At 67.1% G+C, this 4,218-nt stretch carries 7 protein-coding genes; 2 read left to right on the top strand and 5 right to left on the bottom strand.

Annotated features, from left to right (window positions below; translation table 11 throughout):
* Positions 1-292: 292 nt before the first annotated feature.
* Both ACJOT3_RS33045 and ACJOT3_RS33040 read left to right on the top strand, forming a co-directional pair.
* Positions 293-493 carry a hypothetical protein gene (locus ACJOT3_RS33045; RefSeq protein ID WP_406977063.1) on the top strand — a complete coding sequence of 67 codons (201 nt, stop codon included), beginning with the start codon at positions 293-295 and terminating at the stop codon, positions 491-493.
* Positions 490-831, top strand: a complete 342-nt coding sequence (locus tag ACJOT3_RS33040) for a hypothetical protein (protein ID WP_406977062.1) — start codon at positions 490-492, stop codon at positions 829-831. Before ACJOT3_RS33045 ends, ACJOT3_RS33040 begins: the two co-directional genes overlap by 4 nt.
* An 18-nt stretch (positions 832-849) precedes the next feature.
* Here the strand turns inward: ACJOT3_RS33040 and ACJOT3_RS33035 are convergent, their stop codons facing one another.
* From ACJOT3_RS33035 to ACJOT3_RS33015, 5 genes are all read right to left on the bottom strand, one after another.
* Positions 850-1,437 (bottom strand): hypothetical protein, encoded by a 588-nt coding sequence (locus ACJOT3_RS33035; protein WP_406977061.1) that lies wholly within the window; start codon positions 1,435-1,437, stop codon positions 850-852.
* 47 nt (positions 1,438-1,484) lie between these two features.
* Entirely contained in the window at positions 1,485-2,024 is a 540-nt protein-coding gene (locus ACJOT3_RS33030) for a hypothetical protein (RefSeq protein ID WP_406977060.1), read from the bottom strand.
* 1,120 nt (positions 2,025-3,144) lie between these two features.
* Positions 3,145-3,450 carry a helix-turn-helix domain-containing protein gene (locus ACJOT3_RS33025; protein WP_406977059.1) on the bottom strand — a complete coding sequence of 102 codons (306 nt, stop codon included), beginning with the start codon at positions 3,448-3,450 and terminating at the stop codon, positions 3,145-3,147.
* Positions 3,451-3,459: 9 nt separating this feature from the next.
* Positions 3,460-3,801: a type II toxin-antitoxin system RelE/ParE family toxin gene (locus ACJOT3_RS33020; protein ID WP_406977058.1), complete on the bottom strand. Its 342-nt coding sequence runs from the start codon at positions 3,799-3,801 to the stop codon at positions 3,460-3,462.
* 126 nt (positions 3,802-3,927) lie between these two features.
* Positions 3,928-4,053, bottom strand: coding sequence for a hypothetical protein (locus tag ACJOT3_RS33015; protein ID WP_406977057.1), 126 nt, complete (start codon positions 4,051-4,053; stop codon positions 3,928-3,930).
* Positions 4,054-4,218 lie beyond the last annotated feature (165 nt).

Genomic DNA, 4,218 nt, shown 5'->3' with positions numbered 1-4,218 from the left:
CGGTAGAACAGCATGTGGAGCCTCTGGTGGGGCGGGTTTTCTTGGTCGTTAATCCATCTACCAGGGGCTTCTTGCTGTTCAGAAGGGCTTCAGGGAGACCGGTACGGGGCTGTGACCTGCACCTTCAGGATGAAAAAGGCTCACTGGCCGCGTCGTGCTCGGACGCTCACCATCGGTCCCACAGGACATTCCTCGGCGGGCACCGACACGGCGGCGTCGGCGCCGCACTCGGCACTGCGCCGCCGGGGAGTGGCGGCCATGGACGATGCCCCGAACAGAGCGGAGCCGGACGATGAACGGAATACACCTGGACGACCTGCTGGACTCGGTGGTCGAAGCGCTCGACCTCTCCGGCGTTCCCATGCCGCCCCGCGTGGCCCGGCGCATCTCCGCCGTCCGCGTCGCCCTCGAACACGCGCGCAACACCGACGACGCCCACGAGGCCCTCCAGCTCCTCGACCTCGCCCTCGAAACCCACCGGAGCGCGCGATGAACCTTTTCACCCCACTCTGCGGCGAAAGCCGACTCGACCGTTCCGGCATCCGCCGCTCCTGCCTCCTCGACCGTGGCCACGACGGCGAGCACGAGGACGCCCGCGGCGACCGCTGGGAACCTCCGGGCCTGGTCCTCGAACGCCTCCGGGCCACCTGGGGGCGCACCCACCGCATCGCCTGGACCGGTGCTCTGTGGATGGCCACCCACCGAGACCCTTCCGTCCCCTGGCGCACCGAGATCGAACCCACCCCGGAACAGCTCGAAGAACGCCTGCGCACCCGCTCCCGCGCGACCCCCTCGCGCATCCCGCCCCAACCCCACAACCCGGACCGGTGAGCAAGAAGCAGCGGCGGCTCAGCCGTTCTCCCTCGCCGGGTGGTAGCGCAGGCCTTCCTGTCCCGGGATCAGAAAACCGGTGCCGTGCCACTTCTCGGGGCTGCCGCCCAACTCCTCTGCGCTGGTGAGAGCGGAGACCTCCAACCCGATCACCCCGAGCAGAAACGGAACACGAGCGAAGGCCTGCGCCCCGATCTCGGCGAACCAGTCGTCCACGGTGCCGGACCGATACCAGGAGACCCCGTCCTCATAGGCGAGCCCGACCCGCTCCAACGCCCCACCGGGGATGTAGAAGACCAGCCAGTGCGGGTACTCCTCCGGCCGGATCGCGAAGAGCCCGCACACGCCCCCCCGCCCGTTCGGCAGCGTGACTTTACCGAACAACCGTTCGCCATTTCTGAAGGAGGTCATCGCACAAGCAACCGGCACCTGCTCCTCGGGCTCCACATCCCGGCGGCGGTACCACTCACCCACCCCGGCCGCGGCCGAGACACTCTCCACCAACGCGCCAAAGCAGCCGTCGTCACGGCTGCCCACCTCGATCGCCAGCTGATAGAAGCCGTTCAGCCAGACCGTTTCGTCCCGGAAGGAAATCGGATCGTCCACCCCCCGATCCTGCCCCACAACCCCGGTAACCCTCAGCCCCAGGGGCCTCACCCATGCACGCTAACCGGGTGATACCCCAGTCCACCGTCCCCCGGCATCAAGTAGGCGATTGCTGAAGTCTCGGGAACTCGGCCGCCCAGCTCTGCGAAGTCGGTACAGCCAGAGGTCTCGAAGCCGATGAGCCCCAGCCGAAAGGGGGTTTTGGCGAACGCTCGTGTGCCAATCTCTCCGAACCACGCATTGAGCACGGGCGAACTCACATACGAGTCGCGACCACAAGAGACAAGACCGGTGGCCTCCAATGCCCCCATGGGTATGCCGAAGTCCAGCCAGTCGGACTCCCCGCCCCACTCCTGGCTGCGCACTGCCATCACATGGCAGACGACCTCGATCCCACCGGGTAGGCGTACCCGCCCTCGCAGCGCATGGAATTCGGCGAGAGAGGCGGCCGTGCAGGGAACGGACACCTGCTCCTCCGGCTCCAGATCCTTGCGGCCATAACAGCCCTGGACCCCCGCGGCACCCCAAACGGCCTGCAAAAACGCCTCGAAAGAGGCGTCATCCCTGGTGCCGGTCTCGATGGCCAACTCATACGAGCCGCCACACCAGTTGGGGTGATACAAGAAAGACGAGGGGGAGTTCACCCACCGATTATGCCTTCCCCCTCAAAGCCCCGTACGCACTCGCAGCACCATCCCTGCCTAAAGCGCAGCGCGCCCCCATGGTTGCGGTTCTACGCGGCCGCCGATCTCCTGGCCAGTCAACTTTGATCACCAGTAGGCAAGCTTGACCACCGGCCTGCCGCTCTTGGTCTCGCTCTCGTGCCCCGCAGGATTCTCGGTCGCAGCCGAGTTCGGCGGTGTGAAGTCGCGCAGGCCTTGAGCCTGTGTCAGCGCTCATGCCACAGTGTTCGGATGGTGCTGGCTCGCCCACCGCCGAGCACATATAACGCCAAGATAACGTCCCGCGTTTTCCCGGGTCATTAGCCCAAGCCCCGCGCATGCGGGGATGGACCGGGCGCTTTGAGCCAGAGCCGTTCGCCCTCGACCCAAGCCCCGCGCCCGCGGGGATGGACCGCTCGCGGAGTACTGGGACCCCGACACCGACCCCCAAACCCCGCGCATGCGGGGATGGACCAGCGGTCGGCTGGGTGATCAGGCGGCGGTAGCCCCAAACCCCGCGCACGCGGGGATGGACCGACGCGCGCGCTTTCGGACCCGTCCGCCAGCATCCAAGCCCCGCGCACGCGGGGATGGACCGGCGTAGGCGGCGAGGCCGTCCTCGATGTGGCTCCAAACCCCGCGCACGCGGGGATGGACCGATCCGGTCCTGCATGGACGAGACCCACGCAGCCCAAACCCCGCGCACGCGGGGATGGACCGCGCTCGCCAGGGCGGCGGTCGGCGCGCTCGGCCAAGCCTCGCGCACGCGGGGATGGACCGGTGTTCGCCGTCTGGTCCTCTGCCGTGGCGACCCAAGCCCCGCGCACGCGGGGATGGACCGACGGGCGGGGCCTGCCGGTACTGGCGGCACACCAAGCCCCGCGCACGCGGGGATGGACCGGTGGCGTCCTACCTGGACCTGCCCACGGACAACCAAGCCCCGCGCACGCGGGGATGGGCCGGGTTGTGTCGGGGCGGGGATCATGTCGCTGCGCCAAGCCCGCGCACGCGCGGGGTTCACCGGCCCGGCGGCGGTGCGCCGTCCTCAGGCGATCTGGAACCTCTGTTCCCCGAGCTCGACCTCGACCCGAAGCGAGCCGCCCAAAGCCTCTATGTACCGGCGCAGCGTGTCGATCTGTGCGCGCTCGATGTCCCCGCGTTCAATACTGGAGACCCGGTTCTGGCTGACGTTCAGGCGTTCGGCGAGCTGTACCTGTGTCAGCTCGGCCTCTTCCCGTAGCTCGCGCAGCCGGTGGACGAGGACTGCTTCCAGCATCTCCCGCTTGTGCTCGTTCACCGCACGGCGGTCCACCGGGCGCTTGTTCAGCATGTCTTGCAGGCTCGTGCTCATGCTTCTCCATCACAGCCGTGCGAGGTGTTCGTCGAACAGGTCGTCTGCGACCTTGATGTTCCTCGTGTACCACTTGTCCCAGTTGTAGGACTTGTCTCCGGCAACGAGCATGACGGCACGCCGCCGGGGGTCGAAAGCGAACAGGACGCGTACTTCGGAGCGACCTTTGGAACCCGGGCGCAGCTCCTTCATGTTCCTGTGTCGGGACCGGTGGATCGTGTCCACCAGGGGCCGCCCGAGTGCAGGGCCGAACTCGGCCAGGATCTCAAGTGCGGCAATCACTTGTTCGTACGAATCGGTGTCGAGCCGGTGCAGCCACGGCTCTATCAGGTCCAGGTCTATCGTCCACACGATGGTAACGCTACAACTTGTGTGTTGTAAACCATGTGCGTTTTGAGTATCTCATGCCTCCCACGCATAGAGGTGTGTTGTCCGCAGGTGGGGCGAAGACCTTCAGGGTCGGCGTCCCCTCGTGGCTCAGCCTGCGGTGGGCTGCTGGTCTTCCCCGGCGAACACCTCGTCGAACACCTGCCGTGCCTGGGCCCGTGCCTGCTCGGACACCGGTCCCTTGCGACTCTCATAGTCGGCCAGGTACTCGTCCATTACCTGCCCCCGTAGCTCTCGTTCGACGGCCGCGGCGATGACACCCCCCTGTTTGCCCAAGCCCCGCGCACGCGGGGATGGGCCACAGGGCTGAAGCGTGATGAGTCGGCTATAGGTCGCCCTCAGGCCCCCCGAGGGCCAGGACGAGGTGCTCGTTGTCGCCGT

It is taken from the genome of Nocardiopsis protaetiae, from assembly GCF_045446735.1.
Classification (GTDB): domain Bacteria; phylum Actinomycetota; class Actinomycetes; order Streptosporangiales; family Streptosporangiaceae; genus Nocardiopsis; species Nocardiopsis protaetiae.
The sequence above is the reverse complement of the archived record's forward strand: the minus strand, read 5'-3'. Positions and strand labels throughout refer to the sequence as shown.